Origin of the sequence: Acidovorax sp. GBBC 1281, from assembly GCF_028473645.1 — a bacterium.
Classification (GTDB): Bacteria; Pseudomonadota; Gammaproteobacteria; order Burkholderiales; family Burkholderiaceae_C; genus Paracidovorax.
In genome coordinates, this window is sequence record NZ_CP097269.1 from 5027054 (window position 1) to 5052405 (window position 25352).

Genomic DNA, 25352 nt, shown 5'->3' on the forward strand with positions numbered 1-25352 from the left:
CGGAGCTCGCAACGCCATGACACACGACAACATCGTTCAACTGACGTCCGAGGCACTGATGCTGTGCCTCATTCTTTCGCTGCCCGCGGTGGCCGTGGCGGCCATCGTCGGTTTGCTGGTGGCGCTCGTGCAAGCCGTGACTTCGCTCCAGGATGCTGCCATTTCGCAAGGCATCAAGCTGATCTGCGTGACCGTCACCGTTGCGGTCTCCGCCCCGTGGGTCGGGACCACCGTGTTGCAGTTCTCCCAGAGGCTGCTTGCCGCCACGTTCACGCCATGAACCCCAACGCGCCGCTCTTTCGCGGGCTGCAGCAGTTGCAGCGGCTCAAGCAGTTGCGCCTGCGCGAACACAACCACCTGCTCGCAGTGCAGCATGATCAGGCCGCGCGCAACGCCTCGCTCATGCAGCAAGGCCGGTTCGGCGACTACATTTTCCGTACGGTTCCCCGTCCGCCGCTGCCCTTGCCACCCAAGCAGACCCGACTCCCCGGCCAGCCCGATGCCCCGCTTTTTGCGCCAGGGCAGGACATTCCGCTCGAAATCCTGCAAACCGATCCCGAAGAAGCCGAAGCACGGCTGGGATCTGCCGAGCGGTGGAAAGCGGCCCTCGACGACGACCGCGGAGAGCGCTATGCGCGGTACCGGGAATCGCTGCGGGACACCGGGAACGAGCCCACGGCGCTGGACAGCTTTCTGCGACAAGGAAGCAGCAGCCGTGACAAGGGGGACTCCCAAGAGAACTCCGAAGGCGGCAACTCTGGCTCCGGCTCCGGCTCCGGCTCCGGCTCGGGTTCGGGTTCGGGTTCCGGTTCCGGTTCCGGGTCGGGATCTGGCAAAGGCGATCAAGGAAGTTCACGTGACAACCCTCAGGCAAGCCGAATGGCCAAATCGGGCCTTGCGGAGGGAGCCATGGCGGCCCACCAGGTTTTGCAGCGGCATTACGCCGGCACGGCGCAAGACCGGGCCCAGGTCCTTACCCGGCGGCTTTGGGAGCACAGCCGAAAGCCCCACTTCGCCGCCACCCCCACGCGGGGCATGGCGGAGATGGCGGCTTACCTGCAAAACCACGAAGAGCAGGGTGCATTGGGAACCCTGCAGCGGGTCAAGATGGCGTTGTTGCTGTGCGGAGGTCCCGCTCCCGATGCAGCCAGTGACACCGTTCGCATGAAAGACCTCAAGGCCTTGCTGCCGCTCGCGTTGCTGAGCACCGATCTCCCGCGCACGCCGTCCCAGGCGAGCATCGCTGCAGAGCGGCAATTGCAGGCCAGCCAGTCCCTGAAAAGGCCCGTTCGCCCATGAGTCTCGACCAATACAACCAACTGGTCACCGAGCTGTGCGAAGCCATCGACTTGCCCGATCCGCAGGCGGTGCTCGCACAGGGCTGGATTGAGGTCGAAGGGTTCGAGGTTCTGCTGTCGCACTACGAGAACGACCCCGCCGCGCTGTATCTCAACTTCCATTTCGGCATCGTCACCGCAGGGCGCACGCTGACCATCTTCCGGCTCCTGCTGGAGGCCAACCTCACCGTATATGCGCAGGATCAGGCCCAGGCGGGCATCAACCCCGATACGGGCGGCATCATCCTGATCGTGCGGGTGCCGATGACACCGGAAATCACCGGGACCTGGCTGGCCGAAACGCTGACCCACTATACCGAGCACGGACGCTACTGGAAAGACAACGTGCTGAGCTCCACCGATGAAGCCTTCAACGGCATTTGCGCGGGGGACTACATCTGGCTCAAGGTTTGAAACCCGGGCCCCCGCCGCCAATGCCCTGATCGGGCTAGAACGTGTTCAAGGCCTTTTTTGGAGCCCATGCTGACGCGCAATCGGAGGGGGTGGGCCCCAGTGGCACCGCATGGGCGGGTGCGCATGCAGGTCGCCGGAGCGCTGCGTCATCCGGTTCCGCTCCAGCCCGCGGGACCCGTACCTTCTCAGGCGGCCGGCAGCGTGGCAGCGCTGGCCGAAGTCCCAGGCGATGGCTGGCGCATTGCGCCTTGCACCCCATCCCGAAACGTCACTTGCACGGCCCGAAAAAGACATTGAGCACGCTCCTGCTGCCGTTACCAGTAAAGCGCGGTGTATTCGTTGCCGACCGCTTCCGTCCCCTCATGGGACAGCAGCCGGTAGCCGCGTCCATAAGCCGCCTGGACGCGCAGTTGGCACCCGGCCTCCCGCAGTTTGGTGCGCAGCTTGTAGATGTGCTGCTCCAGGGTGCGTTTGTTGGACTCGACCGAGCGCCCCCACACCTTGGCGATGATCGTGGGCAAAGACACCACCTGGTTGGGCTTGGAAAACAGCAGGCAGGCCAGTTCGCATTCGCGGTGCGTGAGACCCACCGTCTTGTCCCCATGAACGAGGCAAAGCCTGGCCGGGTCGAGCCTGCAGCCGTCGACATCAATCGGGTGGGCGGCCTGGAACGCCTGGGCTTCCATGTGGCCGCGCAGCCGGGTCTTGAGTTCGTCATGCCCGACGCGGGAAAGGCTGATGTAGTCCACCGCCCCGCAGGCCAGGGCCACGCCGAAGCCGGCGTGCAACTCGGCCCCCACCACCACGACGGGAACCTGATCGGAGACGCAGGTTTTGATCAATCCCAAATCTTCCGCCAAGGTGCCTCCGCAGTCTTCAAGGATCACGGCATCAAAAGCCTGCTGCCTCACTTGCATGCGGAAGGCCGCAATGCTGACGTGCAGCATGGCTTGAATTCCGCCACGGGAAAGCAGATCCACCAGGAACTGGTTCACCGTCGATCGACGCGAAAGAAGAGCAATGTTCATGGAAACCCTCGACGCAAATTTATATCGACAAATGGCGGCGCATCACGCTGCCCCCCTGGCCTGTTCAGCTGGGCGTGGGTGCCAAAAAATCGCCATCCGGTTGCTACACATAGTCACAGATTTTGCAATTTTTTCCCAACCTTCCGCGGAACAGAATCAGCGAAATATTCTCTGCAGTATGCCCTTTCGATAGGTCAATTGCTTATAGGCAATAACTATTCGACGCCATAGCAGTCCCTTATCAGTCTCCAACTCCGGCTTTGTGCGCTCAATCGGCTGGCGCAGCAGTCCCTGTTTTTTTGCTGGCAGTTCTGAATCCGCCGCGCTCCCCTCTCTCGCTGCAAATCCCGTCCTCGACGGCCTGATTTCACTCTAAGCACCTCGCATGAACGACGAAGCAGACCTTCATGAAAAACCGATGACTTGCCGATGAACATTGGATGAACAGGGGAGCGGATGTGCTGCCAATAGCTTCAGGCAACGCGTGCAAAGGTATCCGAAGGCACTCACCATAAAACGTGGCAATTAGCAAAAGTTGAGGATTGAACGTAAGGAAGTTGAGCATTGCCCGGACGCCCTTTCCTAGCATTGACTGGTCATCAATCAAAGGCGCGGCAACACCGCGAAGACCCATGCTGCTCACACTTCTGTCGTTGACCTGCCAGCGCGCCCAAGCCCAGGCGCCAGAGCTTTCCAATCTCATTCATGCCATGCGCGTCAAGGATGCAGCGGGCATCGGCCGCCGGCGCCTGGAGCGCAATGGGCGTGATACGGGCACGCCCCAGGAAGGCGCGCTGCTCGGACGCAGCCTGCTGCTGGTTGGCATGGAAGAGGCGGCCAGCGAAGTGTTTCACCAGCAACTCAAAGCCTATGACCAGGTTTCGCGCAGCAACGTGCGCTGGCAGTCGGCACTGGACCAGGCCTGGCTCTTTCATCATCTGAACAAGCCCGCCCGCGCCGTGGCTTGCTGGTCGATCGTGGCCGGCGACCACGAGGCCCCGCTTGAGTTGCGTGTGGAAGGCCATTGCGGCAAGGCGCTGTCGCTGCAGGCCCTGGGCCAGCATGCAGAAGCCCTGGCCACCGCACGCCAGGCGGAAGCGCTCTGCCAATCTGCCGGTGCAGCCATGCTGGAGCCGCTCGCCAGGGCGATCCGCCTGGAGGTGCTGGCCCGGGTGCACCTGCTGCGCCATGAAGAACTGACCGACCATGCACTCTCGGAGTCCGCCATGGCGCTGGCACGCGATCTGCCCACCACGGCGGAGATGGTGGCCGAACTGGCGGCGCTCGAGTCGAGCACCCACGTGCCCGAGCTTCTGCGGGCCCGACTGGCTTACCTGCGCTGCGGCTTGCTGGGACACCACCCTGCCAGCCGGCAAGAGGCGGTGGCGAGCTTCGTGCGCTGGCTGCGCGAACACGAACTGGCGGGCCTGGAATCGCAAGTGCGGGTGGAAGCCTGCCTCGCGCTGCTGACCGACAAGGCGGCCACGGGTGCCCGCGATGTGATCCAGCCGCTGGCCAGCGTCGAACGCGAGGTCGATCGGCACCCTTACGCGTCGGACATCCAGTACTGCCTGTCCAAGATACACATGGAAGAAGGCCGGCTGGGCGAGTCACTGCGCCAGTACAAGCGCCACGTGGCCCAGGCCATGCGGGTGGTGCACAACACGGTGCTGGCGCGCATGAACAGCGCCGCGTCCACCCTGCCCTCCCAGGCCCAGGACACGACCGGGTTGCGCCTGCCGCCCCGCTACCGCGCGGCCTACCGCTACATCGTGGAGCACCTGCACGACGCCAACCTTTCGGTGCGTGAAATCGCAGGCCGCCTGGGAGTCACCGAACGCGCGTTGCAACTGGCGTTCCGCAACCACCTGGGCATGACGCCTGCCGAACTGATCCGGACCGAGCGCGTGAAGCGCATCGAAGACGAACTGCGCGAGATGAGCGAAACCGGTGGACGGGCCCACATGCTGGACGTCGCGTCACGCTGGGGCATCTGCAACCGGTCCACGCTGGCCAACGCCTTCAAACTGTCCGCCGGGCGTCCCGCCAATGCGCACTGACATCACGGCTGGCGGGACGCGACAGCCGCCCGCCGCCCTGCCGTCACTTCGCGGAGGTCTTGGCGCCTTGCTCGACCAGCCGCGCGAACTCTTCATGCTCGTAGGCGATGTAGGTCTCCATCATGCTGCGGTAGATGGCCTCGATCACCTCGGGCTCACCGCCTTCGGCCAGCGCACGCTCGCGCACCCGGTGCACGATGAATTCGATGCGGCCTTCGTCCCGCACCTGGGACTCGCGCTGCTTGTTCAATGCGGCCTGGGTCATGTAGCCTCCGCGCTCCACCAGCAACGGCACCAGGATGTCGTCCAGCGCGTCGATGCGCGCGCGCACCTGCGCCATGCTGCTGCAGCGCTCTACCTTGTCGATCGACCGGGTCATCATTCGAGTCCTTCCTCAACCAGTTCGGCAGCGCGCAGCAGGGCGCGGGCCTTGTGTTCCGTTTCCTTCCACTCCAGCTCGGGCACCGAGTCGGCCACGACGCCGGCCGCGGCCTGAACATAGAGCGTTCCGTCCTTCACGATGCCGGTGCGGATGGCAATGGCCACATCCATGTCCCCGGCGTAGCTGAGATAGCCGCACGCCCCGCCATACAAGCCACGCTTGACGGGCTCCAGCTGGTCGATCAGTTCCATCGCATGCACCTTGGGCGCGCCGGTGAGCGTGCCTGCCGGAAACGTGGCCTTCAGCACGTCCATGTTGGTCATGCCGTCATTGAGCAGGCCCTCGACGTTGCTCACGATGTGCATCACGTGGCTGTAGCGCTCCACGGCGAACGCCTCCGTCACCTTCACCGTGCCCGTCTTGGCGATGCGCCCGATGTCGTTGCGCGCAAGGTCGATCAGCATCACGTGCTCCGCGCGCTCCTTGGGGTCGTTGACCAGTTCGATTTCCGTGGCCTTGTCATGCTCGGGCGTGTTGCCGCGCGGACGCGTTCCGGCCAAAGGCCGGATCGTGACCTTCTGGCCTTGCGGGGTGCTCTCTTGCCGCACCAGGATCTCCGGCGACGCCGAGACGATGTGGAAGTCGCCCATGTGGTAATAAAACATGTAGGGCGAGGGATTCAGCGACCGCAGCGCGCGGTACAGGGAAAGCGGCGACTCGGTGTAACGCTTTTGGATGCGCTGGCCCACCTGCACCTGCATGAAGTCGCCCGCGGCGATCAGCTCCTTGGCACGGTCCACCGCCGCCAGGTAATCGGCCTTGGCAAAGTCGCGCTGGGGGGGATGGCTCTCCGTCGGCTTGACGACCGGCGCGGCCACCGAATACTTGAGCTGGTCCTTCAAGCCCCGCAGGCGTTGCTTGCCCCTGGAATACGCCTCGGGCTGGCCCGGGTCCGCGTAGACGATAAGGTACAGCTTGCCCGAGAGGTTGTCGATGACAGCCAGTTCCTCGCACTGCAGCAGCAGGATGTCCGGCATGCCCATCGTGTCGGGCGGGCAACTGGCTTCGAGCTTCTTTTCGACGTAACGCACCGCGTCATAGCCGAAGTACCCCGCCAGGCCGCCGCAGAACCGCGGCAGGCCGGGGCGCAGCGCCACCTTGAAACGCTTCTGGTACGCCTCGATGAAATCCAGCGGATTGCCGGCGGCGGTCTCGACCACCTGCCCATCGGTGACCACCTCGGTCTTGGCGTCGGCCCCGAAGCCGCTGGCCCTCAGCAAGGTGCGCGCCGGCAGGCCAATGAAGCTGTAGCGGCCGAACCGCTCGCCCCCCACGACCGATTCGAGCAGGAAACTGTATTTGCCGCCGTCCTTGCTGTAGGCCAGCTTCAGGTACAGCGACAGCGGCGTCTCCAGGTCGGCGAAGGCCTCCGCGATGAGCGGAATGCGGTTGTAGCCTTCGCTGGCCAGGCTTTTGAATTCAAGTTCTGTAATCACGGGAATTTCCCAGTCGGGCAGCGCCAGCACAAGGACGTGGGGCGCCGCAGTTCATTGCGTTCGGCCCGTCAGGGCCACGGGTGCAGCTGGGATTGCCCCAGGTGCCATCAGGCGTTCGATGCGGCTGGCTTGCGCCAGGGCCAGGCTCCCCGGTCGCTGCAACCTGTGATGAACACGTGGTGAATGAACATGGGGAGAAAGTGTAGCAAAGCGCCTGCGCCCGCCCGCCGCGGCCGGCGAACCAGAGGCCCTGCCGCAATCCTTGCTGAAAACCCTGTTGTGCGCGCCCGGACACGCGGCAACAATCAGAAACGAACGATCGTTCTTTTTTTGGAGTTGCCATGATGTTTCTGCAGCGGTGGCTGGTCGCCGCCCTCGCCGGCCTTCTCGTGACCATGGGGGCCGCCTCGGCCCAGGTCGTGACCGTCGCCGATGTGAAGTACTGCACCGCGTTGCAACTGCAAGGCAGCCCGTTGCTGCTCAATGGCGCGGGCATTCGCTACAAGGCCGTTTTCAAGGTGTACACGGCGGGCCTGTACCTAGAGCGCAAGGCGGGCACGCCGCAGGAAGTGGCCGCCCTGCGCGGCCCGAAGCGGCTGTCGATCACCATGCTGCGCGACATCGAATCGGCCGAACTGGGCAAGCTGTTTTCGCGCGGCATGGAAGACAACATGGACAAGGCCTCGTTCTCCCGCCTGGTGCCCGGCGTGCTGCGCATGAGCGAGATCTTTTCCCAGCACAAGAAGCTCTCGGCCGGCGACACCTTCACCGTGGACTGGCTGCCCGGCACGGGCACCGTGATCAGCGTCAAGGGCGTGGCGCAGGGCGAGCCGTTCCGCGAGCCCGAATTCTTCGATGCCCTGATGGGCATCTGGCTGGGCGAGCGGCCGGCGGACTGGAAACTCAAGGACGCCCTGCTGGGCAAGGCGGGCGGCTGACCCAGGTGTCCGCGGTCCTCCGGCTGGCGGCGCACGGGCGTCCGGCCCCTGCTTTTCCTGCCCCGCAAACCAATGCTATTATTTTTATAGCTACATGCCCTAGTACATATTGCGCCAGAGCATGATTCTGGCCGCTTTCAAGAAAACCGCGATGCCGGCACGCCACCTGAATTCCAGGAATTTTTTCACCCGCCTGTAACCCGCGGCGCATTCCGCCCGAACTACTGAACGAGGCCCGATCGCCGGGCCCTCTTTCAGGAGCATTCATGGCGGCATCCGCGAAACCACAGCCCATCCACCCCTTGTGGATACGCATCAGCCACTGGCTGAACGCCCTGGCGGTGCTGATCCTCATCGCCAGCGGCTGGCGCATCTACAACGCGGCGCCGTTCTTCCCTTTCACGCTGCCCAACGCGCTGACCCTCGGCGGCTGGCTCGGAGGTGCACTGCAGTGGCATTTCGCCGCCATGTGGCTGCTGGCGGCCGACGGCCTGTTCTATCTGGCGATGAACCTCGCCAGCGGCCGGCTGGCCCGCAGTTTCTTTCCGGTCTGGCCGCGCGCCGTGCTGCGCGATGCCATGGACGCCCTGCGCGGAAAGCTCGCCCACACGGATGCGCGCCAATACAACAGCGTGCAGCGGCTGGCCTATCTGTTCGTGATGCTGGACCTTCTGGTCCTGGTGCTGTCCGGGCTCGTGCTGTTCAAGTCCGTGCAGTTCCCCGTCTTGCGGGAATGGCTGGGGGGCTACGAGTTCTCGCGCCGCATCCATTTCGTGGCCATGGGGTTGCTGGTCGGGTTCATTGCCCTGCACGGTGCGATGGTGGCCCTGGTGCCGCGCACGCTGCTCACCATGCTGAGCGCCGGCCGCCAAGGGAGTGCGGCATGAACCTCTTCAGACGCCGGAGCTTGTCCAATGCCGATGCAGACGGGGCCGTGGCCGACGCGCGCAAGCTCCTGGAGCGCCGCATGGCGCCCGCCGCGCGCCGCCATTTCCTGCGCGGCAGCCTGACGCTGGGCGGACTGTCCCTGCTGGCCGGCTGCAGCATCAGCGACAACGAGGATGTGCAAGCCATGCTCCAGCGCATCTCGCGCTGGAACGACCGGGCCCAGGGATGGCTGTTCGACCCCGGCCGGTTGGCGCCCACCTATCCCGAATCCATGATCGTCCGGCCGTTTCCCTTCAATGCGTACTACGGCGAAGACGAAGTCCGGATCGTGAAAGAGGAAGGCTACCGCCTCGAAGTGGCCGGCCTGGTGGCCGAAAAACGCCCCTGGACCCTTGCGGCACTGCGCGCCCTCGCGCAGCAGGAGCAGGTGACCCGCCACATCTGCGTGGAGGGCTGGAGCGCCATCGGAAAGTGGGGCGGCGTGCCTTTCGGCGATTTTCTGCGACGCATCGGCGCCGACCTGAGCGCGAAGTACATCGGCTTCGCATGTGCCGACGACTATCACACCAGCATCGACATGGCGACCGCGCTGCACCCGCAGACGCTGCTCGCGCTGACCTGCGACGGCGAGCCATTGCCACCGAAATACGGCTTTCCGCTGAAGCTGCGCATACCGACCAAGCTGGGCTACAAGAACCCGAAACATGTCATGGCGATGTCCGTGACCAATACCTATCCAGGCGGCTACTGGGAAGACCAGGGCTACAACGGGTTCGGCGGCAGCTGAGCGATCGGGCTCGGCGCCGCAGACGGCGCGGCCGTGCCCGATTCCCGGGTGCGGCGCAATTTTTCTCTTCTCTCTCTCAAAGGACTTTCGACATGAACAAGCTCACGACCGCACTGCTCGCCGCCTGCCTGACTGCGGCCTCCGTCTCCGCCATGGCGGCGGACGACATGATGAAAAAGGACCCCATGGCCAAGGACTCGATGGCGAAGGAAGCCACACCGAAAGACGCCATGAAACACGACGGCATGAAGAAGGATGCGATGAAGAAAGACGGCATGAAACACGACCCTATGGCCAAGGATTCCATGGGAAAGGACGCGATGAAGAAAGATGAGATGAAGAAGGACGAGATGAAGAAATAAGCCACGGCATGCCTGCAGGCAGTGGGTCCATGCATGCCGTCAGCGCAGGCGGCGTTCGAAGCCATCGCGCGATGCGCGCGAGTGGTGCCGATGCCAATGCCGTGTACCCTGATGCGGCCATGGCACCCCGACCGCCTCGAGATATTGCGCACCTCCAGACCGAACAGCGCCTGCGAAGCCTGATGCTCGCCGGGCTGGAGGGCGATGCGGCGGCGTACCGGCAATTCCTGCAGCAGATGGCGACCCGCCTGCGGTCGTTCTACCGCCGGCGGCTGTCCGGTTGGCCCGACGACGTGGAGGACCTTGTGCAAGACACCCTGCTGGCCCTGCACAACCAGCGCCACACCTACCAGCGCACCCAGCCGCTGACGGCCTGGGTGCACGCCATCGCGCGTTACAAGACCATCGATCTGCTGCGCGCGCGCCAGGCGCGCGAAGCGCTGCACGACCCCCTGGACGACGATGAAACCGGCCTCTTCGATCACGCCGAGGACACGGCCGCCGAGGCCCGGCGCGATCTCGGGCGACTGCTCGCCACACTGCCCGACCGCCAGCGCCTGCCCATCGAGCAGGTCAAGCTGCATGGCCGCTCGGTCTCCGACGTGGCCCTGGAAACCGGCATGACGGAATCCGCCGTGAAAATCGGCATCCACCGGGGCCTGAAGGCGCTGGCGAGCCGCATCGCGTCTTCGTCCCCACCCACGGCGAAGCCAAAGGCCTCCCCATGAAAACCGAAGATCTGATCCATCTATTGGCCGCCGACACGGTGCCGGTCCCTCGCCATGCCGCAGCGAAGCGCCTCGCGCTCGGCCTTCTCCTGGCCGTGCCGGTTTCGGGCTTGCTGATGCGGCATGGGCTCGGGCTCAATCCAGCGCTCGGCCAATACGCCACCCTGCCCATGTTCTGGGTGAAGTTCGGCGCTCCGCTGCTCATGGCCCTGGCCGCGTTGCTCCTGGTCGCCCGGCTCGGAAAACCGGGCTCTGTCACCCGCCTCGCATGGCTGGGCTGGGCCGCCCCGATCGGCCTGGTATGGGCCCTGGGGCTGATGGCGGTGTGGCAGGCCCCCGCGGCACAACTGCCGGAACTGGTGCTCAGCCGCACCTGGCGTGTGTGCGCGGAAAATATTGCCATGCTGTCGCTGCCGGTGTTCCTGGCCGCGATCTGGGTGTTGCGGGGCATGGCGCCCGTCCACCCCGCATGGGCCGGCGCAGGGGCCGGCGCCCTGGGCGGCGCGGTTGGCGCCACGGTCTATGCGCTGCACTGCCCGGAGCTGGCCGCACCGTTCATTGCCATCTGGTACGTTCTGGGCATGTCGCTGCCGGTGGCCGCTGGTGCCGTGCTGGGGCCTCGGCTGCTGCGCTGGTAGCGGGCCATCGCCCCGCTGCTGCGCCGCGTCAGGGGCCGGGCAGCAGCGCCTCCAGCGAATCGACATAGCCGTCGGCATCCACCTCGCGCACGGGTTGCCCGTGGTTGTAGCCGTAGGTCACCAGCACCACGGGGCAGCCGGCGGCGCGGGCCGCCCAGGCATCGTTGCTGGAGTCGCCGACCATCAGCGTGCGCGCGGGCACAGTGCCCAGCGCCTCGCAGGTCCTGAGCAAGGGCATCGGGTCGGGCTTCATGCGCTCGAAGGCATCGCCGCCGAACACCTTCTCGAAGAAGCCGTCCAGCCCCTTGGCCTCCAGCAGCGAAACGGCGAACGCCGTAGGCTTGTTGGTCAGGCAGGCCAGGCGCACGCCTTGCCGCCGCAGCGCCTGCAGTCCGGTGACCACGCCAGGGTACAGCGCGGCGAACTGGCCGTTGACGGCGGCGTAATGGCGCTGGTAGCTTTCCCAGGCCTGGGGATAGATTGCTTCTGTTTTGATAGCAATATGCCCTAGTGAATCATGCGCCAGAACGTGATTGAGCACCGAATGAATCAGGTGCTGCGAGCCCTTTCCCACCATGCGTTCGATGTCGGGCGCCGCGATGCCGGGCAGCCCCAGCTCGTGCAGCATGCGGTTGATCGCCTCGGAAAAATCGCCGAGCGTGTCCACCATGGTGCCGTCCAGGTCCACGATCGCGGCATCGGCTTGTGCGGGGGACAGCGGAATCCAGTCTGAAAAGGGGGCAGGTTGCATCGTCATGGCCATGAAAACAGGCGTGCAGTGAATGAAGGCGGGGTGGCGCCGTGGCGGTCCTGGTGCGGGGAGGACGTCTTCAACCCTGTGGAAAACTCACCGCCTGCGTCCCACGCCGCTTGGGCCGCACGACCACCGTGCCCGCCAGCTTATCGTGCCAGCCCTGCTTGCGGCCATCGAACGCCACCCACAGCAGGCCCAGGCCCAGCGGAATCGCGGAGGCGAAATACGCCACGTAGCGGCCCACCGACTGCCCGGGGGTCATCGGCTTGCCGGTGGCGGCATCCACCACGCGGGCGCCGATGGCCATCTTGCCCGGCGTGGCCTGCCGGCTCAGCCAGAACAGCACCACCGCCACGGCCGGCAGCACCCAGGAGATGACGAAATCCGCAGGCCCCAAGACCAGGCGCTCGGATTCGAAATACGCCCAGCCATAGAACGCCACCAGCAGCGGCACCGTCACGACGATCAGCAGCAGGGTGTCGATCAGCGTCGCGCCCACGCGCGCCCAGAAGCCGACATATTCGAGATCGGGAAAGCCGCTGGGGTCGTTCATGGCATCGTTTCCTTCTGAAGCAGGTGTTTGCGGCCTCAGGGGTCGAGGCACCCTGGATTCTGGCAGCGATCGCCGGACGTGGGGCGTTTCAAACGCCGGCCGGCCCGGCCGCCCGGCGCCGCACCGGCGCCTTCGCCACCGTCAGTTCCGCCCAGACGGGGGCATGGTCGCTCGCGTTGTCCTTTCCGCGCTCGTCCCGGTCCACACCGGCGTCCGCCACGTGGAGCATGCGGCTCACCAGGATGTGATCGATGCGCAGTCCCGCATCGCGCTCCCAGCGCCGGCGCCGGTAGTCCCAGAAGGTGAACGGCACGTCCTTCGGGTGCACCGTGGCGATGGCATCCGTCCACCCCTGGGCCAACAGGTCGGCATAGGCTTGCCGGGGCGCCGGCTGCAACAGGGCGTTGTCCTTCCACGTGTCGGGCCGGTAGATGTCCGCATCCGTCGGCACGACGTTCCAGTCGCCCATCAGCACCACGGGATGGCCAGACGCCCAGAGCGCCTGGGCGCGGCGGTTCAGCCGCTTGAACCAACGCAGCTTGGCGTCGAATCGGGGGCCGGGCTGCGGGTTGCCGTTGGGCAGGTACAGGCAGGCTAGAGCACGCCGTTGATCGCCGCGTCGAGGTAGCGGGCCTCCTTGTCGGCCGGGTCGCCCGGCAACGCCGTCAACACGGGCAAGGGATCGTGCCCGCGACCGAGCAGCGCCACGCCATTCCAGGTGCGCTGGCCGACGGCCACGCCGCGGTAGCCCACCGCGCGCAGCACCTCATCCGGGAACTGCGCCGTGGGACATTTGAGCTCCTGCAGCGCGACCACATCGGGCCGCGTGCGCTGCAGCCAATCGACCAGCCGGTCGATCCGCTTGTTCACGCTGTTGATGTTCCACGTGGCGACGCGCATGGCGTCACCGGCCTGGACACGCCGTCGAATCGCTCACGCCGCTTTTCTTTCCGGTGCGCTCTTCCTGGCGGCGGCGCTTTTGGCACCGGCCTTCCTGGCAGGCGCCTTGGCCGAAGCCTTGCCGGCGGTTTTGCCCGCGCCCTTGCGCGCAGGCGCGGAGCCACCCTTGAGGCTGCGCTTGAGCAGGGCCGTGAGGTCGATCACTTCGCCGGTCTGCGGTGCTTCTTCCTCCGGGTCCATGACGGTGTGGCCTTCGCCCGCCTTCGCCTTCTTGTCCACGAGTTTCATGACCTGGATGCGGAACTCGTCCTTGAAGTCGGCGGGGTCCCATTTTCCGGACATCTCCTCGACCAGCTGCTTGGCCATCTTGAGTTCCGCGGCGCTCACACTCTTTCTGCCGGCGGCCGGCAGTTCGAGCGAGTCGAGCGTCTTGACCTCGTCGCCCCATCGCAGCAGGTTCAGCACCAGCGCCGGCCCCGAAGGCACCAGCGCGGCCAGATGCTGCTTCGTCGAGATGACGACCTTCGCGAGGCCGACCTTGCCCGTCGCGATGAGGGTTTCGCGCAGCAGCGCATAGACCTTGTCGCTCTTGTTGACGGGTGCCACGTAGTACGGCCGCTCCAGGAAGATGAACGGCATGTCGTTCGCATCGATGAAGCGCTCGATCTCGATGGTCTGCGTGGTCTTGGGGAACACCGCTTCGATCTCTTCCGGGCTGATGATGACGTACTTGCCGTCTTCGTACTGCACGCCTTTGACGATGTTGTCCTTGTCGATTTCCTTGCCGGTCTTCTTGTTGATGCGCTTGTAGCCCACCGGGTCCATGGACCGCTTGTCCAGCCAGTCGAAATCCACGCCCTGCTCCGTCGCCGCCGTGTGCAGCCCGACAGGGATATGGACCAGGCCGAAGGTGATGGCGCCCTTCCAGAGCGTGCGACTGCCAGTTGCCATGTGACTTTTCTCCGAAGGGGAAACCCCGTGCGTTCCAGTCTGCGTCGACCGGTCTGCCACCCTTGTAGGCGGCCGCTTGCCGCATCGGTAGGCATTGCCTGCCAATCGGGGAGCGGCACGGCCTTGGTCCATCCCCCGCGATCCCCTATGCTGGAGCGATGCCGTCCGCCCTCCGCCCCATCGCCATCCATGTGCAAGAGCCTGCCCCCGGGGACTTCCGCTGGGTGCTGATGGAGCGCGAAGGCGGCGGTGCCTGGGCGGAGATGGAACGGTCCGAATCGGCCGCAGGCACCTACCACCAGGCCCTAGTGTCCTGTCCCGTTAATTCGCCCGCATAGTCTGGCGAGTTTTTCGAGGATGGAGTCTGCTGTAGCTGTCCAAGTAAACGGCTGGCAGGACTGGTTGTAATTCGCGATGAATGTGTCGATCTTGTTGATCAGATCCTTCACGCTGGTGAACGAGCCACGGCGGATTGCCCGCGTGGTGATGATCGAGAAGAAGCGCTCGACCTGATTGAGCCAGCTTGAATAGGTCGGAACGAAGTGCATGTGCCAGCGAGGCCGCTCGGCCAACCAAGCGCGCACCTTTGGATGCTTGTGGCTGGCGTAGTTATCAGCTATGCAGTGCACATCCAGTTCGTCGGGCACTGCCTTGTCGATGGCGCGCAGGAAGGCAAGGAACTCTTGATGACGATGCCGGGGCCGGCACTGCGCGATCACTTGGCCATTCATCACGTTCAGGGCCGCGAACAAGGTGGTGGTGCCGTGGCGCACGTAGTCGTGCGTGACACCTTCGACATAGCCAAACCCCATTGGCAGCATCGGCTGCGTACGCTCCAAAGCTTGGCATTGGCTCTTCTCGTCCACGCACAGCACCAGCGCGTTGTCAGGTGGGTTCAGGTACAGCCCCACAACGTCGCGCAGCTTCTCGATGAACAGCGGATCGGTCGACAGCTTGAAGCTGTCGGCCCGGTGCGGCTTGAGGTTGAAGGTCTGCAGATAGCGCGCCACCGTGCTCTTGCTGATGCCCGTATCGGCGGCCAGCGTGCGGGTGCTCCAGTGGGTACCCCCATCAGCAGGCTTGGTGTGCAACGTCTTGGTAATCAACTCAGCAACACGCTCGTCATCTACCGTGCGGGGGCGACCCGGGCGCAACTCGTCGTAAAGCCCTGCAATGCGATGGCGCGCATAGCGCCCGCGCCACTTGGTGACAGTGCTACGACTGATCCCCAGAGCCTGCGCAACCGCGGTGCTGGCTTTATCTGTGCCTTCGCAAGTCAGCACGATGCGCGCCCTGAGCGACAACGCCGCTGGCAGCGAACGTGATCGCGCCATGGACGTCAGTTCCGCGCGCTCCACTTCACTAAGCGCAATTTCTGTTCGGGTCGTTGCATTGGGCATGGCGGCACCTCAAGGATGGCCCGAAACCATGCAGCTATCGTGCCTGCGAATTAACGGGACAGGACACTAGCCGATGGGCTTCGGGTGTTGCAAGCCATGATCGAAGACTTGGACATCGGCCCTCGCCTCGATGTGAAGCGGGCCGTGAAAGCGGTGGCACCATCGGACGATGCGCCCCAGACGGAGCGCCCGCCAGCCGATCCCCAGGCCCCCTCCAAACCCTCGCTGTTCGGATTCGGCCCCGCCCGCTGAACCGCCGCGCGTGGCGGCTGGAGGAGGTGGTGCAGAATGCCCACCACGTCCCTACAGGCCCCACCGATGACCACGCTCCAACACCTCCTCGGCACCGAATTTCCCCTCATCCAGGCGCCCATGGTGGCGGTGTCGGGAAGCGCGATGGTGATCGCCGTGAGCGAAGCCGGGGGCCTGGGCTCCTTGCCCTGCGCCGGGCTCACGCCCGACCTGATCCGCCAGGAAGTCACGGCCATCCGCGCGGCCACCCGCCGGCCCTACAACGTCAACTTCTTCTGCCACACGCCGCCCCAGCCCGATCCGCAGCGGGAGGCGGCATGGCGTGCGGCGCTGGCGCCCTATTACGCCGAATTCGGCCTTCGTTCGGAGGACATCCCCGCCGGTGCGGGACGCCATCCGTTCAACGCCGAGGTGGCCGGCCTGCTGGCGGAGTTCCGGCCGCCGGTGGTCAGCTTCCATTTCGGGCTGCCGCCGGACGACCTCCTGGCGCAGGTGAAAAGCTGGGGCTCCAAAGTCCTCGCGTCGGCCACCACGGTGGAAGAAGCGCTCTGGCTGCAGGCGCGGGGCGTGGACGCGGTCATCGCGCAGGGCCTGGAGGCCGGCGGGCACCGCGGGCACTTCCTGTCGCACGACCTGACGAAGCAATCCGGCACCTTCGCGCTGCTGCCCCAGATCGTCGGTGCCGTGCAGTGCCCGGTCATCGCGGCCGGGGGCATCGCGGACGCCCAGGGCGTGGCCGCGGCCATGGCGCTGGGGGCCTCGGGCGTGCAGGTCGGCACCGCCTACATGCTGGCCACCGAGGCCACCACCAGCGCAGTGCACCGCGCCGCATTGCAAAGCGACGCCGCGCGCCATACCGCCCTCACCCACCTGTTCACCGGCCGCCCTGCCCGCGGCATCATGAACCGCGTCATGCACGAACTGGGGCCACTGAACCCCGCGGCCCCGGAGTTCCCTCTCGCGACGGCCGCGCTGGCCCCGCTGCGCGCCAAGGCGGAAGCCTTGGGGCGCAGCGACTTTTCACCACTGTGGTCCGGACAGAACGCGAGCGGTTGCCGGGAGGCGTCCGCCGCCGACCTGACGCGCGCGCTGGCGAAGGGCCTGCGCTGAGCGGCCGTCCGTTTCCAGATTCACCGGCCCCACCGCTTTGACATGAAAATTCCTGCACTGCCCTTCACGACGACGGACTGGTCGCTCATCGCACCCACCGAGCACCCTGGCGAGACCGGAACGGCCCTGTGGCGCACCCAGACCGTGGGCGACATTCGCATTCGCCGGGTCGACTATTCCGCCGGCTACCTGGCCGACCACTGGTGCGACCGGGGCCACATCCTGTTCGTGCTGGAAGGCACGCTGGAAACCGAATTGAAGGATGGCCGCCGTGTCACGCTCACGGCCGGCATGAGCTATCAGGTGTCCGACTTCGGCGATGCGGCCCACCGGTCGTCGACGGCCACGGGCGCGCAGCTCTTCATCGTGGATTGACGCCTGGACCGCCCTGTGGCGGGCGAACGGCCCGCACGGCGGCTGCGCACCGTCCGACAGACGCTCCCTCGGTGTACGCCTAGTCTGCAAACCTTGCCCCGGCCGGGCCTTCGCCCGCTGCCAGGGGCGGTTCGCATACCAAAGGATCACCATGCCGATGTCTTCTCTTCGCCGCTTTTCCGCTCTCGCCACCACCGCCCTGCTGGCCGCAGCCGCCGCCACCGCGCACGCCGCGCCGGACGAATCCGCCCGGGCCCGCTACGAGCGCGACCGTCAGGCCTGCCTGAGCGGCAACACGCAGCAGTCCGAGGCCGTGTGCCTGCAGGAAGCGGGTGCGGCCCTCGAATCGTCGCGCACCGGCCAGTTGACCAATCCGGGCGCCCAGGCCGAGCAGAGCAATGCAGTGGACCGTTGCGCCGTCTTCAAGACGCCCGAAGAACGTTCCGCCTGCCTGGACCGCGTGAAGGGCCCGAGTGCCGTTTCCGGCTCGCCCGCCGCGGGCGGCGTGCTGCGCGAGAGCACCACGACCACCATCGTGCCGGCCCCCGCCACGCCACCAGCGCGCTGATCGCCGTGGATGCAGCCCCAGCCCGCGGCCGGGCCGCGTCAGGCCAGCTGCGTGCGCATGGCGCCGATCACGCCGGCGTAGTCGGGCTTGCCGAAGATCGCGCTGCCCGCCACGAAAGTGTCCGCGCCCGCATCCGCCACGCGGCGGATGTTGTCGGTCTTGATGCCGCCGTCCACTTCCAGGCGGATGTCCTTGCCGCAGGCGTCGATGCGCCGGCGCACGGCCTCGATCTTGCGCAGGGCCGAGTCGATGAAGCTCTGGCCGCCGAAGCCCGGGTTCACGCTCATGATGAGGATGAGGTCGATGTCGTCGATCACCCAGTCGAGCACGTCGAGCGGTTCGGCGGGGTTGAACACCAGGCCGGGCTTGGCGCCCTTGGCGCGGATGGCCTGCACGCTGCGATGCACGTGGGCCGAGGCGTCGGGGTGAAAGCTGATGTAGTCGGCGCCGGCATCGGCGAAAGCGGCGGCCAGCGCATCCACGGGCTGGACCATCAGGTGCACGTCGATCGGCACGGGCTGGCCGTCCGGGGTCCTGGCGTGGGGCTTCAGCGCCTGGCAGATCATGGGCCCGAACGTCAGGTTGGGCACGTAGTGGTTGTCCATCACATCGAAGTGGATCCAGTCGGCGCCGGCGGCGATGACGTTCTTCACTTCGTCGCCCAGGCGGGCGAAATCGGCGGACAGAATCGAGGGGGCAATGCGGTAGGTGCGGCTCATCCCCCGATTGTCGCAGCAGCCCGCGGCGCTCCGGAAGGCACGGCCGCCGGCCCGGGTACCATTGCGCCCATGCCGAAGTACCAGTTCCAGGCCGAGGTGCAATCCCAGTACCTGCCCGAGCAATCCACGCCCGACGAGGGCTTTTATGGCTTCGCCTACACCATCACCATCACGAACACGGGCGACATCCCCGCCCAGTTGATCTCCCGCCACTGGGTCATCAGCGACGCGCGCGGCCACACCGAAGAGGTCAAGGGCCTGGGTGTCGTCGGGCAGCAGCCGCTGCTCAAGCCCGGGGAATCCTTCCAGTACACGAGCGGCTGCCGCCTTCGCACGGCCAGCGGCAGCATGCACGGCCGCTATTTCTGCGTGGCCGAGGACGGCGAGCCGTTCGAATGCCCCATTGCGCTCTTCGTGCTGGAAGCCGTGTCCGGCGACGCCTCGGGCGCCCCCCTGAACGGCAGAGTGCTGCATTGAAACGCCACGCCAACGACCTGGGCCACCTGCTGGCCCAGTTGGATGCGGGCGCGCCGCTGGCGCAGCGCCACCTTTGGCTGATCTCACTGCTGGACTGGGTGCGGGGCAACCGCCGCTCGGTCGAGGCCGCGGTCGGCCGCATGCAGTTGTTCGTAGAAGCCATCGAAAAGGACGATGCCGCGCGCCAGCGCCTGCAGGACTGGTGGAGCGCGCTCGTCGGCACGGTGGACATCACCACCTTGCTGGCCGATTTCGGCTTCGCGCCGCGCACGGCCCTCGCCAGCGAGGTGGCGGAGCGCCTGCGCTACAAGCTGCTGCCGGGCAGCCCGGAGACCATCGACGCGTCCGAGCTGTTCATGCTGGCGCTGCCCTACGATTTCGATGCGCTGTGGCTCGCGGCCCTGGACGAGGCCCTGCTCGCGCGGCTGCTGTCGGCCATGTCCCCGGCCGAGGCGCCGGGCGCCACACGCTGGCAGCGCGCCCTGCTGGACGCCATCACCTATTGCGCGGGGCAGATCCTGTCCACCGGCTTCGCACCCGAGTTGCGCCTGCGCATGAGCGAGGCCGCGCGCGACGCGCAGCCGTTCCACGCCCTGATCCGCGACGTGGAGAGCGTGCGCGTGGAGGTCCTGCACCAGCTGCGCACCACCGACCGGCTCGACGAATCCGTGCAGCGCCTGCGCGAGCGGCTCGATGCCTGCCGTGCCGCCGCGGCCACCGTGTATTCGCATTTCGAAGACAACGGCATTTCGGTGGGCCTGGTGTTCCGGCTGCGGCAGCTGCGTGAGCGCATCCTGCGCGTGCGCGAGCTGCTGGACTGCCTGCTCTCGCCCACACCCGCCCCCACCGCCGCCCGCCTGATGGCGCGGCTGGTCACCGTGGGCCGCGAACGGCGCAGCCTGCGCGCGCTGCTGGCGTCCAACTCGTCGCTGCTGGCGGCCAAGGTGGCCGAGCGCAGCGCCGAGACGGGCGAGCACTACATCACGCGCACCGGCGCCGAATACCGCGCCATGGTCCGCAAGGCCGCGGGCGGCGGCCTGGTGATGGCCTTCACCACCCTCATGAAGTTCGGCCTGGCGGCACTGGCGCTGTCGGCCTTCTGGGGCGGCTTCTGGGCGGGCGTGAACTATTCGGTGAGCTTCGTGCTGATCCTGCTGCTGCACTTCACGGTGGCCACCAAGCAGCCCGCGATGACCGCGCCGGCCATGGCGGCCAAGCTCAAGGACCTGCACTCCGATGAGGCCGTGGTGTCCTTCGTGGACGAGGTCACGCACCTGGTGCGGTCGCAGGTGGCCGCGGTGCTGGGCAACGTGCTCGTGGTGTTCCCGACCGTGATCGGCATCACGCTGCTGATCGCCAAGGGGACCGGGCAGACGGCCATCAGCACGGCCCAGGCCCACCACGTGCTGGAGTCGCTGCACCTGCTGGGGCCCTCGCTGCTGTTCGCGGCCTTCACCGGCGTGCTGCTGTTCGCCTCCAGCATCATCGCAGGCTGGGCGGAGAACTGGTTCGTGCTGCACCGCCTGGATTCGGCCGTGCAGTACAACCCGCGCATCACCCGGCTGCTGGGCACGGCGCGCGCCGCGCGCTGGGCGCACTTCCTGCGCGAGAACCTGTCCGGCTTCGCCGCCAACATCTCGCTGGGCTTCATGCTGGGGCTGGTGCCGCCCATCGCCTCGTTCTTCGGGCTGGGGCTGGACGTGCGCCACGTCACGCTGTCGTCGGGCCAACTGGGCGCGGCCAGCACGGCGCTGGGCCTGCCGGTGCTGCACATGCCGCAGTTCTGGTGGGCCGTGGCCACGATCCCGCTGCTGGGCGCGCTGAACGTGTCGGTGAGCTTCTACCTGGCCTTCCGGCTCGCCCTGCGCGCGCACAGCGTGACGGGGGTGGAGCGGGCCCGCGTCTATGCGGCCCTGCGCTCGCGCCTGCGGCGCGCGCCGCTGGAGTTTTTCATGCCCGCCCGGCGCGCGGCCTGAGCTCGGTTAAAAGGACCTTTCCGCCGCTCCGATACACCCCGGAATGGAGGCCTCCGTCCTACAGGGTGGGGCCACCCCAGCGGGTAAATTCGGGCGACCCCGGGGTCGGGCCGCTGCGCGCCGAGGGGGCTTCGCGAAGGCCGACCCAACCCTACAGGCCTGGCGCCTGCGCGAAGAGGACATACAAAGAATGGATGAAATCCTGAGCTTCTGGGCGCAATGGTTGCGCCCTTCGGCCGGGTTGCCCACCGTGCAATGGTCGCTGCTGCTCGCAGTGGCCGCGGTATCGGGCTACCTTTTCCAACGCCATATCGGCCTGCCCAAGGTGGTCGGCTACACCCTGGTCGGCACCATCGCCGGCCTGCTGGGCTTCACCGGCGCCGTGTGGCCGCTGCAGGGCATCAGCCTGTTCCTGCTGGAGCTGGGCATCGCACTGGTGCTGTTCGAGGCGGGCGGGCGTATTCCGCTGCGCTGGTTCCGCCACAACCCGATGGTGCTGGTGCAGAGCATCGCCGAATCGGCCCTCACCTACTTCGCCGTGTACTACGTGCTGATGTGGCTGGACGTGCCCCAGCGCGCCGCCGGCCCGCTCGCCCTGGTGGCCCTGGCCGCCTCGCCCGCAGTGCTCAGCCGCGTGGTGGCCGACACGCGCGCCGCGGGCCCGGTGACCGACCGCGCCATGGTGCTGGCCACGCTCTCCACGCTGTACGCCCTGACGCTGGGCAGCGCCACGGCAGAGCTGATCAACCGCCCCGCCGCGCGCATCATGGACACCATCTACCCCGTTATGGTGGTGCTGGGCGTCTCGATCATCGTCGGCGCCGTGCTGGCCCTGGTGCTGCGCATGGCGCTGCGCTTCATGAGCCCCACGAGCGAGAACACCTCGTTCCTGCTGCTCACCCTGATCGCCGCCGGCACGGCCGTCGCGGCGCACATGGGCGGCTCCGCGCCGCTGGCCGCGCTCCTGGCCGGCATGCTGCTCAAGCAGCTCAATCCGCGCCCCTGGGCCTGGCCGCGCCAGATGGGCACGGCCTCGTCTTTGCTGACCATGCTGATGTTCGTGCTGGTCTCCACCGTGGCGGCGCAGGCCGACTGGAGCGGGCCGGTGGCCGGCGTGGTGCTGGCCCTGATCGTGGTGCGCCTGGCGGCCAAGGCCCTGGGCGTGGCGGTGGGCAACGTGGGCAGCGGCGCCAGCTGGCGCCAGGCCCTGTGGGTGGGCTGCGCGATGACGCCGATGTCGTCCATCGCGCTGCTGATCGCATCGCAGTTCGTGGTGGCCTCGGCCTCCACCGGCCAGCTGATCGCCCGCGTGGCGCTGCCGGCCATCCTGGTCATGGAAGTGCTGGGGGCCGTGATCGCCACCGTCGCCATCTACCGCGCGGGCGAGAGTTCGAAACCCTGGGCGCCGCTCTCGCGCGCCGCCAACGGAGACAACAGCCGTGAGTCTTGAAGCCTTCCACCATTCCGAGCCCCTGACGCTGGGCGTCGAGCTGGAGCTGCAGCTCGTCAACACGCACGACTACGACCTCGCGCCCTATGCCGAGGACATGCTGCGCCTCATGCACAAGACGCCGCTGCCCGGCAGCGTCGTGCCCGAGATGACCAACAGCATGATCGAGATCTCCACCGGCGTGTGCCACAGCAGCAGCGAGGTGCTGGGCCAGCTCACGCAGATCCGCGATGCGCTGGTCAAGAGCGCGGACAAGCTCAACATCGCCGTGGCGGGCGGCGGCACGCACCCGTTCCAGCAATGGCACGAGCGGCGCATCTACGACAAGCCGCGCTTTCGCGAGCTGTCGGAGCTGTACGGCTACCTGTCCAAGCAGTTCACGATCTTCGGGCAGCACGTGCACATCGGCTGCCCGGACGCCGACGCGGCGCTGCTGATGCTGCACCGCATGTCGCGCTACATCCCGCACTTCATCGCGCTGTCGGCCTCCAGCCCCTACGTGCAGGGGCAGGACACGGCGTTCGATTCCGCCCGGCTCAACTCGGTGTTCGCGTTCCCGCTGTCCGGCCGCGCGCCCATGGCGCTCACCTGGACCGACTTCGAGCACTACTTCGACAAGATGACGCGCACGGGCGTGGTCAAGAGCATGAAGGACTTCTACTGGGACATCCGCCCCAAGCCCGAGTTCGGCACCATCGAGATCCGCGTGTTCGACACGCCGCTCACCGTGGAGCGCGCCGCCGCGCTCGCCGGCTTCGTGCAGTCGCTGGGTGCGTGGTTCCTCGCCGAGCAGCCCTTCATGCCGACCGAGGACGACTACCTCGTCTACACCTACAACCGCTTCCAGGCCTGCCGCTTCGGCATGGACGCGGTCTATGTGGACCCGGCCACGGGCAACCACATGCCGCTGCGTGACCACATCCTGCAGACGATCGACCATATCGCGCGCCACGCGGGCGTCACCGGGGCGTCGAGCGCGCTGCACATGCTGCGCAGCGAGGCCGACGCCGGCCAGAACGACGCGCGCTGGCTGCGCGAGCGCCAGCGCAACGAGCAGTTGCTGGGCGAGGTGAGCCGGCAGGCGGCGCAGCGCTTTCGGGGCGCGGTGTCCTGACGGGCCGACGGCAGGCCGCGCCCATGGCGAACGCCACGCTTCGCGCGCTGCGCGCCGACATCACCCGGCTGGCGGTGGAGGCCATCGTCAACGCGGCCAATTCGTCGCTGCTCGGCGGCGGCGGGGTGGATGGCGCCATCCACCGCGCGGCCGGCCCGGAGCTGCTGCACGAATGCCGCCTGCTGGGCGGCTGCAAGCCCGGGGAGGCGAAAGCCACCCGGGGCTACCGGCTGGCGGCCTCCGTCATCGTGCACACGGTCGGCCCGGTGTGGCGCGGCGGCTCGAACGGCGAGGCGGGCCTGCTGGCCTCCTGCTATCGCCAGTCGCTTCTGCTGGCGAGCGAGCGCGGGGCGAGGACGGTGGCGTTTCCCTGCATCAGCACGGGCATCTACGGCTACCCGATCGAACAGGCGGCGGTGGTGGCCGTCGATACGGTGCGCGCCACCCTCGAACAGACGCCCGAGTTTCGGGAGGTGACCTTCTGCTGCTTCTCGGAGCAAGACCTGTCCGTGTACCGGGCGGTGCTCGCGCAACAGGCCGAATAGCCACGGGAATGCCCCTGGAGGCGGCATCTTTAAAACCAATGAGAATATTGATTGATTTTTAAATTCTCAATGGTGATATAATGCCCTTTGTTGCAGTCCTGGCGCCTGACCCGTGCCGTCACCGCAACGCTTGCTGGAAACCGGCCATCGGCCCCCGGCAAGCCGCCTTTTGCGACCTTCGTCGCCCTGTCGATCTGCCGAGCTGCAGCCGACCGAGTTCCTCGATGCTCACGCAGGCCCTCTCCCGCCTGCGATCCTGAATGAATTAGATTTCCAAGACCGCCATTCCCATGGGCCAGTACGTCGTCTCGCCCTCGACACACCCGACCGACTGTGGCCGCTTCCGCGCCTCCTTCTCGGTCCATCGATCCCAGGGTAACGGCAGCTACTGCCGCGTATTCCGTTTCGACAAAGCCTTTGCATCCCGCGAAGCCGCCCGGCTCTTTGCCATCACCCAGGGCTGGCTGCAAACGAGCATGCCGCATCCTCCGGCGTGCTGAGGCCAAGGGTCTGCCAAGGCAGATCCCTTTTCCCCTTTCGCACCACCGTCCTCCAACGGCGCGCCATTCGTTGCGCACCTCTTTCAGAAAGGCTCTTTCCATGAGCAGCAAAATCTACGTGGGCAACCTGCCCTACTCCGTGACCGATGCGATCTTGCAAAGCAACTTTGCCGAGTTCGGCGCCGTTTCTTCGGCCAAGGTCATGATGGACCGTGAAACCGGCCGCTCCAAGGGCTTCGGCTTCGTGGAAATGGCGTCCGCCGAAGTCGCCCAGGCCGCCATCACCGGCCTGCACGGCATGTCCGTCGACGGCCGCTCGATCGTCGTGAACCTGGCCCGTCCCCGCGAAGAAGGCGGCGGTTCGGGTGGCTACAGCGCAGCGGGCTACGGCGCGAACAAGCGATCCGACGTGGGCTACGGCACGGGTGGTTTCGGCGGTGGCCGTTACTGAGCCCTGCCGCACTCCGCGCAAGACCGGCCCTCCTGGGCCGGTTTTTTTTCGCCCGGCCGTCCTGCAGGCCGCCCCTCGGCGCGCGCCGCAGCGCGAAAGGGCACCCAATCTGGCAAAGGGCGTGAGGCCATTGCGGGTGCCGCCCGCATGACGGCCTACACTGCCCGCATGCCCTTCCCCCTCTCCGGCCCCCACGCCA

The 25352-nt window shown here is 66.6% G+C and carries 32 protein-coding genes; 22 read left to right on the forward strand and 10 right to left on the reverse strand.

Features of this window, described 5'->3' with window-relative positions; genetic code table 11:
• The first annotated feature begins 16 nt into the window (after window positions 1–16).
• The 3 genes from sctS to M5C96_RS23550 are packed head-to-tail and all read left to right on the forward strand — an operon-like array spanning window position 17 to window position 1751.
• Window positions 17–280, forward strand: a complete 264-nt coding sequence (sctS, locus tag M5C96_RS23540; RefSeq protein WP_272565653.1) for a type III secretion system export apparatus subunit SctS — start codon at window positions 17–19, stop codon at window positions 278–280.
• Window positions 277–1299: a hypothetical protein gene (locus tag M5C96_RS23545; protein ID WP_272565654.1), complete on the forward strand. Its 1023-nt coding sequence runs from the start codon at window positions 277–279 to the stop codon at window positions 1297–1299. The genes sctS and M5C96_RS23545 overlap by 4 nt, the downstream gene beginning before the upstream one ends.
• Window positions 1296–1751 (forward strand): CesT family type III secretion system chaperone, encoded by a 456-nt coding sequence (locus M5C96_RS23550; RefSeq protein ID WP_272549503.1) that lies wholly within the window; start codon window positions 1296–1298, stop codon window positions 1749–1751. The genes M5C96_RS23545 and M5C96_RS23550 overlap by 4 nt, the downstream gene beginning before the upstream one ends.
• A 314-nt stretch (window positions 1752–2065) precedes the next feature.
• Here the strand turns inward: M5C96_RS23550 and M5C96_RS23555 are convergent, their stop codons facing one another.
• A complete protein-coding gene (locus M5C96_RS23555) occupies window positions 2066–2779 on the reverse strand; it encodes a winged helix-turn-helix domain-containing protein (RefSeq protein WP_272565656.1) in 714 nt (237 codons plus the stop codon).
• A 632-nt stretch (window positions 2780–3411) separates the two neighbouring features.
• Between M5C96_RS23555 and M5C96_RS23560 the strand changes: the two genes are divergently transcribed.
• Window positions 3412–4839, forward strand: a complete 1428-nt coding sequence (locus M5C96_RS23560) for a helix-turn-helix domain-containing protein (protein WP_272565658.1) — start codon at window positions 3412–3414, stop codon at window positions 4837–4839.
• Between the two features lie 43 nt (window positions 4840–4882).
• On the opposite strand, the gene M5C96_RS23565 is transcribed toward M5C96_RS23560, so the two are convergent.
• Both M5C96_RS23565 and trpE read right to left on the reverse strand, forming a co-directional pair.
• Window positions 4883–5218, reverse strand: coding sequence for a chorismate mutase (locus M5C96_RS23565; RefSeq protein ID WP_272565659.1), 336 nt, complete (start codon window positions 5216–5218; stop codon window positions 4883–4885).
• Window positions 5218–6717, reverse strand: coding sequence for an anthranilate synthase component I (gene trpE, locus M5C96_RS23570; RefSeq protein WP_272565661.1), 1500 nt, complete (start codon window positions 6715–6717; stop codon window positions 5218–5220). Before trpE ends, M5C96_RS23565 begins: the two co-directional genes overlap by 1 nt.
• Before the next feature lie 341 nt (window positions 6718–7058).
• Here trpE and M5C96_RS23575 point away from each other — a divergent pair, with 341 nt between their 5' ends.
• From M5C96_RS23575 to M5C96_RS23600, 6 genes are all read left to right on the forward strand, one after another.
• Window positions 7059–7655, forward strand: a complete 597-nt coding sequence (locus tag M5C96_RS23575; RefSeq protein ID WP_272565663.1) for a chalcone isomerase family protein — start codon at window positions 7059–7061, stop codon at window positions 7653–7655.
• Window positions 7656–7921: 266 nt separating this feature from the next.
• Window positions 7922–8542, forward strand: coding sequence for a cytochrome b/b6 domain-containing protein (locus M5C96_RS23580; RefSeq protein WP_272565664.1), 621 nt, complete (start codon window positions 7922–7924; stop codon window positions 8540–8542).
• Window positions 8539–9330 carry a molybdopterin-dependent oxidoreductase gene (locus tag M5C96_RS23585; protein ID WP_272565667.1) on the forward strand — a complete coding sequence of 264 codons (792 nt, stop codon included), beginning with the start codon at window positions 8539–8541 and terminating at the stop codon, window positions 9328–9330. The genes M5C96_RS23580 and M5C96_RS23585 overlap by 4 nt, the downstream gene beginning before the upstream one ends.
• Window positions 9331–9422: 92 nt before the next feature.
• The gene (locus M5C96_RS23590; protein WP_272565669.1) at window positions 9423–9692 is read left to right on the forward strand and encodes a pentapeptide MXKDX repeat protein; all 270 of its coding nucleotides are present in this window, start codon (window positions 9423–9425) and stop codon (window positions 9690–9692) included.
• 119 nt (window positions 9693–9811) lie between these two features.
• On the forward strand, window positions 9812–10420 hold the full coding sequence (locus M5C96_RS23595; protein ID WP_272569831.1) for a sigma-70 family RNA polymerase sigma factor: 609 nt from the start codon (window positions 9812–9814) through the stop codon (window positions 10418–10420).
• Complete coding sequence (locus M5C96_RS23600) at window positions 10417–11058, forward strand: DUF1109 domain-containing protein (RefSeq protein ID WP_272565672.1); 642 nt, start codon at window positions 10417–10419, stop codon at window positions 11056–11058. The genes M5C96_RS23595 and M5C96_RS23600 overlap by 4 nt, the downstream gene beginning before the upstream one ends.
• Window positions 11059–11086: 28 nt before the next feature.
• Here M5C96_RS23600 and gph read toward each other — a convergent pair whose 3' ends face one another.
• From gph to ku, 5 genes are all read right to left on the reverse strand, one after another.
• Entirely contained in the window at window positions 11087–11809 is a 723-nt protein-coding gene (gph, locus tag M5C96_RS23605) for a phosphoglycolate phosphatase (RefSeq protein ID WP_272565673.1), read from the reverse strand.
• A 79-nt stretch (window positions 11810–11888) separates the two neighbouring features.
• Entirely contained in the window at window positions 11889–12365 is a 477-nt protein-coding gene (locus M5C96_RS23610; RefSeq protein WP_272565675.1) for an RDD family protein, read from the reverse strand.
• 88 nt (window positions 12366–12453) lie between these two features.
• On the reverse strand, window positions 12454–12954 hold the full coding sequence (locus tag M5C96_RS26860) for an exodeoxyribonuclease III (RefSeq protein WP_336297906.1): 501 nt from the start codon (window positions 12952–12954) through the stop codon (window positions 12454–12456).
• Window positions 12955–12959: 5 nt separating this feature from the next.
• Complete coding sequence (locus M5C96_RS26865) at window positions 12960–13265, reverse strand: endonuclease/exonuclease/phosphatase family protein (RefSeq protein ID WP_336297872.1); 306 nt, start codon at window positions 13263–13265, stop codon at window positions 12960–12962.
• A 33-nt stretch (window positions 13266–13298) separates the two neighbouring features.
• Complete coding sequence (ku, locus tag M5C96_RS23620; protein WP_272565677.1) at window positions 13299–14216, reverse strand: non-homologous end joining protein Ku; 918 nt, start codon at window positions 14214–14216, stop codon at window positions 13299–13301.
• 158 nt (window positions 14217–14374) lie between these two features.
• Between ku and M5C96_RS23625 the strand changes: the two genes are divergently transcribed.
• The gene (locus M5C96_RS23625) at window positions 14375–14554 is read left to right on the forward strand and encodes a hypothetical protein (protein WP_272565678.1); all 180 of its coding nucleotides are present in this window, start codon (window positions 14375–14377) and stop codon (window positions 14552–14554) included.
• On the opposite strand, the gene M5C96_RS23630 is transcribed toward M5C96_RS23625, so the two are convergent.
• Window positions 14522–15616: an IS630 family transposase gene (locus M5C96_RS23630; protein ID WP_272563777.1), complete on the reverse strand. Its 1095-nt coding sequence runs from the start codon at window positions 15614–15616 to the stop codon at window positions 14522–14524. The two genes, M5C96_RS23625 and M5C96_RS23630, sit on opposite strands and share 33 nt — an antisense overlap.
• A 96-nt stretch (window positions 15617–15712) precedes the next feature.
• Between M5C96_RS23630 and M5C96_RS23635 the strand changes: the two genes are divergently transcribed.
• The 4 genes from M5C96_RS23635 to M5C96_RS23650 all read left to right on the forward strand — a co-directional run bounded on the left by M5C96_RS23635 (window position 15713) and on the right by M5C96_RS23650 (window position 17921).
• Window positions 15713–15868 (forward strand): hypothetical protein, encoded by a 156-nt coding sequence (locus tag M5C96_RS23635; protein ID WP_272565679.1) that lies wholly within the window; start codon window positions 15713–15715, stop codon window positions 15866–15868.
• 66 nt (window positions 15869–15934) lie between these two features.
• A complete protein-coding gene (locus M5C96_RS23640; protein ID WP_272565680.1) occupies window positions 15935–16978 on the forward strand; it encodes an NAD(P)H-dependent flavin oxidoreductase in 1044 nt (347 codons plus the stop codon).
• A gap of 42 nt (window positions 16979–17020) precedes the next feature.
• On the forward strand, window positions 17021–17353 hold the full coding sequence (locus tag M5C96_RS23645; RefSeq protein WP_272565681.1) for a DHCW motif cupin fold protein: 333 nt from the start codon (window positions 17021–17023) through the stop codon (window positions 17351–17353).
• Window positions 17354–17510: 157 nt separating this feature from the next.
• Window positions 17511–17921: a hypothetical protein gene (locus tag M5C96_RS23650; RefSeq protein WP_272565682.1), complete on the forward strand. Its 411-nt coding sequence runs from the start codon at window positions 17511–17513 to the stop codon at window positions 17919–17921.
• Window positions 17922–17959: 38 nt separating this feature from the next.
• Here M5C96_RS23650 and rpe read toward each other — a convergent pair whose 3' ends face one another.
• Window positions 17960–18640: a ribulose-phosphate 3-epimerase gene (gene rpe, locus M5C96_RS23655; protein ID WP_272565683.1), complete on the reverse strand. Its 681-nt coding sequence runs from the start codon at window positions 18638–18640 to the stop codon at window positions 17960–17962.
• 69 nt (window positions 18641–18709) lie between these two features.
• Between rpe and apaG the strand changes: the two genes are divergently transcribed.
• From apaG to M5C96_RS23690, 7 genes are all read left to right on the forward strand, one after another.
• Complete coding sequence (apaG, locus tag M5C96_RS23660; RefSeq protein ID WP_272565684.1) at window positions 18710–19117, forward strand: Co2+/Mg2+ efflux protein ApaG; 408 nt, start codon at window positions 18710–18712, stop codon at window positions 19115–19117.
• Window positions 19114–21093, forward strand: coding sequence for a site-specific recombinase (locus M5C96_RS23665; RefSeq protein ID WP_272565685.1), 1980 nt, complete (start codon window positions 19114–19116; stop codon window positions 21091–21093). The genes apaG and M5C96_RS23665 overlap by 4 nt, the downstream gene beginning before the upstream one ends.
• Window positions 21094–21283: 190 nt before the next feature.
• Window positions 21284–22543: a cation:proton antiporter gene (locus M5C96_RS23670; protein WP_272565687.1), complete on the forward strand. Its 1260-nt coding sequence runs from the start codon at window positions 21284–21286 to the stop codon at window positions 22541–22543.
• Window positions 22533–23657: a YbdK family carboxylate-amine ligase gene (locus tag M5C96_RS23675; protein ID WP_272549522.1), complete on the forward strand. Its 1125-nt coding sequence runs from the start codon at window positions 22533–22535 to the stop codon at window positions 23655–23657. The genes M5C96_RS23670 and M5C96_RS23675 overlap by 11 nt, the downstream gene beginning before the upstream one ends.
• A 23-nt stretch (window positions 23658–23680) precedes the next feature.
• Window positions 23681–24202 carry an O-acetyl-ADP-ribose deacetylase gene (locus M5C96_RS23680; RefSeq protein ID WP_272565688.1) on the forward strand — a complete coding sequence of 174 codons (522 nt, stop codon included), beginning with the start codon at window positions 23681–23683 and terminating at the stop codon, window positions 24200–24202.
• Between the two features lie 290 nt (window positions 24203–24492).
• A complete protein-coding gene (locus M5C96_RS23685) occupies window positions 24493–24702 on the forward strand; it encodes a hypothetical protein (RefSeq protein WP_272565690.1) in 210 nt (69 codons plus the stop codon).
• A 100-nt stretch (window positions 24703–24802) separates the two neighbouring features.
• Window positions 24803–25153 carry an RNA recognition motif domain-containing protein gene (locus M5C96_RS23690; RefSeq protein ID WP_272565691.1) on the forward strand — a complete coding sequence of 117 codons (351 nt, stop codon included), beginning with the start codon at window positions 24803–24805 and terminating at the stop codon, window positions 25151–25153.
• Window positions 25154–25352 lie beyond the last annotated feature (199 nt).

Coding starts and splice junctions, on each gene's coding strand:
- M5C96_RS23635 (WP_272565679.1), top strand. CDS start 15,713: ATGATCGAAGACTTGGACATCGGCCCTCGCCTCGATGTGAAGCGGGCC.
- M5C96_RS23680 (WP_272565688.1), top strand. CDS start 23,681: ATGGCGAACGCCACGCTTCGCGCGCTGCGCGCCGACATCACCCGGCTG.
- ku (WP_272565677.1), bottom strand. CDS start 14,216: ATGGCAACTGGCAGTCGCACGCTCTGGAAGGGCGCCATCACCTTCGGC.
- M5C96_RS23645 (WP_272565681.1), top strand. CDS start 17,021: ATGAAAATTCCTGCACTGCCCTTCACGACGACGGACTGGTCGCTCATC.
- sctS (WP_272565653.1), top strand. CDS start 17: ATGACACACGACAACATCGTTCAACTGACGTCCGAGGCACTGATGCTG.
- gph (WP_272565673.1), bottom strand. CDS start 11,809: ATGCAACCTGCCCCCTTTTCAGACTGGATTCCGCTGTCCCCCGCACAA.
- M5C96_RS23545 (WP_272565654.1), top strand. CDS start 277: ATGAACCCCAACGCGCCGCTCTTTCGCGGGCTGCAGCAGTTGCAGCGG.
- M5C96_RS23555 (WP_272565656.1), bottom strand. CDS start 2,779: ATGAACATTGCTCTTCTTTCGCGTCGATCGACGGTGAACCAGTTCCTG.
- M5C96_RS23640 (WP_272565680.1), top strand. CDS start 15,935: ATGACCACGCTCCAACACCTCCTCGGCACCGAATTTCCCCTCATCCAG.
- rpe (WP_272565683.1), bottom strand. CDS start 18,640: ATGAGCCGCACCTACCGCATTGCCCCCTCGATTCTGTCCGCCGATTTC.
- M5C96_RS23625 (WP_272565678.1), top strand. CDS start 14,375: ATGCCGTCCGCCCTCCGCCCCATCGCCATCCATGTGCAAGAGCCTGCC.
- M5C96_RS23690 (WP_272565691.1), top strand. CDS start 24,803: ATGAGCAGCAAAATCTACGTGGGCAACCTGCCCTACTCCGTGACCGAT.
- M5C96_RS23650 (WP_272565682.1), top strand. CDS start 17,511: ATGTCTTCTCTTCGCCGCTTTTCCGCTCTCGCCACCACCGCCCTGCTG.
- M5C96_RS23580 (WP_272565664.1), top strand. CDS start 7,922: ATGGCGGCATCCGCGAAACCACAGCCCATCCACCCCTTGTGGATACGC.
- M5C96_RS23685 (WP_272565690.1), top strand. CDS start 24,493: ATGGGCCAGTACGTCGTCTCGCCCTCGACACACCCGACCGACTGTGGC.
- M5C96_RS23560 (WP_272565658.1), top strand. CDS start 3,412: ATGCTGCTCACACTTCTGTCGTTGACCTGCCAGCGCGCCCAAGCCCAG.
- M5C96_RS23590 (WP_272565669.1), top strand. CDS start 9,423: ATGAACAAGCTCACGACCGCACTGCTCGCCGCCTGCCTGACTGCGGCC.
- M5C96_RS23630 (WP_272563777.1), bottom strand. CDS start 15,616: ATGCCCAATGCAACGACCCGAACAGAAATTGCGCTTAGTGAAGTGGAG.
- M5C96_RS23550 (WP_272549503.1), top strand. CDS start 1,296: ATGAGTCTCGACCAATACAACCAACTGGTCACCGAGCTGTGCGAAGCC.
- M5C96_RS23610 (WP_272565675.1), bottom strand. CDS start 12,365: ATGAACGACCCCAGCGGCTTTCCCGATCTCGAATATGTCGGCTTCTGG.
- M5C96_RS23575 (WP_272565663.1), top strand. CDS start 7,059: ATGATGTTTCTGCAGCGGTGGCTGGTCGCCGCCCTCGCCGGCCTTCTC.
- M5C96_RS23585 (WP_272565667.1), top strand. CDS start 8,539: ATGAACCTCTTCAGACGCCGGAGCTTGTCCAATGCCGATGCAGACGGG.
- M5C96_RS23595 (WP_272569831.1), top strand. CDS start 9,812: ATGGCACCCCGACCGCCTCGAGATATTGCGCACCTCCAGACCGAACAG.
- M5C96_RS26865 (WP_336297872.1), bottom strand. CDS start 13,265: ATGCGCGTCGCCACGTGGAACATCAACAGCGTGAACAAGCGGATCGAC.
- M5C96_RS23565 (WP_272565659.1), bottom strand. CDS start 5,218: ATGACCCGGTCGATCGACAAGGTAGAGCGCTGCAGCAGCATGGCGCAG.
- apaG (WP_272565684.1), top strand. CDS start 18,710: ATGCCGAAGTACCAGTTCCAGGCCGAGGTGCAATCCCAGTACCTGCCC.
- M5C96_RS23600 (WP_272565672.1), top strand. CDS start 10,417: ATGAAAACCGAAGATCTGATCCATCTATTGGCCGCCGACACGGTGCCG.
- M5C96_RS23670 (WP_272565687.1), top strand. CDS start 21,284: ATGGATGAAATCCTGAGCTTCTGGGCGCAATGGTTGCGCCCTTCGGCC.